This window comes from Leptospira adleri (assembly GCF_002811985.1).
In the GTDB taxonomy this organism is placed as follows: domain Bacteria; phylum Spirochaetota; class Leptospiria; order Leptospirales; family Leptospiraceae; genus Leptospira; species Leptospira adleri.
Genome location: NZ_NPDU01000156.1, coordinates 1 through 1379, shown reverse-complemented (window position 1 = coordinate 1379; position 1379 = coordinate 1). Strand labels below are relative to the sequence as shown.

The following is a 1379-nucleotide window of genomic DNA, read 5'->3' as shown; positions in this document are numbered from 1 at the left end:
GGAAATCAAGCGGCGTATGAAAAAGCAAAAGAAGCCTATCAAAGAGTGATCTTAAAAACAGACGATCCGTATTTTATTTCAAATTATGCGGTACTCTTATCCTATTCAAATGAGGAAAAGGATATGAACGTCGCAAAATCTTTGGCGGGGAATACGGTTCGCGCCGAAAATTCGATTCCTCTTGCTAATAACCTTGGAATCGTTTTTTATTGGACGGACGACCAAGAGAAGTCCTTAGAAGTTTTTAAATCCGTCGCTTCCATGGTGGATAAAAGAGTTCAGTCGTTCGGAGAAAGAGCGAAGACAAATCCGGAGATTCAGGCTTATCTACAAGGGATCGGCAACTCGATTCGTCAAAAAACTCAACTAGACCCGGATTACGTTTACGAAAACTTTACGCCGATTCTCAATTATGTTCTTTTAGAATCCTACAAAGCGAAGACGCCTCAAACAAAACAGCTCGCTATGTATTATCTGGAAAATTACGATTCTTCTTCCGGATGGGCGAAACACCTTGCGGAGTTTCACGGGATCACTCTTCCGGATTCTTCTCAATATACAAAACAGAATGTTTTCAAAGTCGGGGGAGTCGGTCCCGGTGACAAGTTGGAAGATCTATTAAAACTTTGGGGAAAACCCGATAAGATTCAAGTGGATAAAAGTTCCGGAAGCGAGTTTTATATTTATAATAAGAAAGAAACTTCTTTTCTTCTTAGCATAGGCTCGGTGCTTCAAGTCAACGCATACGGAGACAATAGTCCCGGAATCGACAAAGGAGTTTCCATTGGTTCGGATCGTGGATCCGCTGAAAAAGTTTTCGGAAAACAATTTCAAAAAAACGGTCCTTATTTGGGTTACACTCAAAACGGAAACGCGTTTGTGAAGTATCGGAAAAACAGAGTGGACCAAATCATTCTTCAATAGGAGTGGTTTTTTAGATTGAAGTTTCATTTTCGAAATTGAGGAGCATCTCCGAACAAATTTTCGTTTGGAGAAATTTTCTAATCTTCTTAAATCGATCGATTTTTTTTTGCGAACGATTCTTTTTTATGAATCGGGCCAATCGACGGATTCCAAAACGTAAAAACAATCGATCGGTTCACATTTTAGCGATCTTTTTATCCGGTTATTGAGGGGATCGATATGGAGTGTATATTTGTAATCCCTGTGAAAGGTAGGACCTCCCTCATTCATAATATCCACGATAGAATCTCCGACGCCGACCGTATCCATTTGCAAAAGAAAATTGAAAAGATAACAACGGGAAACTCCATGAACCTGGGCCAATAAACCCAAAAGAGCCCAGCTCCCCCTACTCACCCGGACATTGATTCTTTGCATTTGCTTTTTTCCCGGGCTCGGCTGATATAAAGTTTTCT

Annotated in this window: 1 protein-coding gene and 1 pseudogene; one reads left to right on the top strand and one right to left on the bottom strand. The window is 40.5% G+C overall.

Annotated elements, in window-relative coordinates; translation table 11 throughout:
* A pseudogene (locus CH376_RS23915) lies at positions 1-924 on the top strand (peptidase); the annotation flags it as partial.
* 123 nt (positions 925-1047) lie between these two features.
* Here CH376_RS23915 and CH376_RS23910 read toward each other — a convergent pair.
* On the bottom strand, positions 1048-1379 hold a 332-nt coding region (locus CH376_RS23910), incomplete at its 5' end, for a DUF1564 family protein (RefSeq protein WP_125232039.1).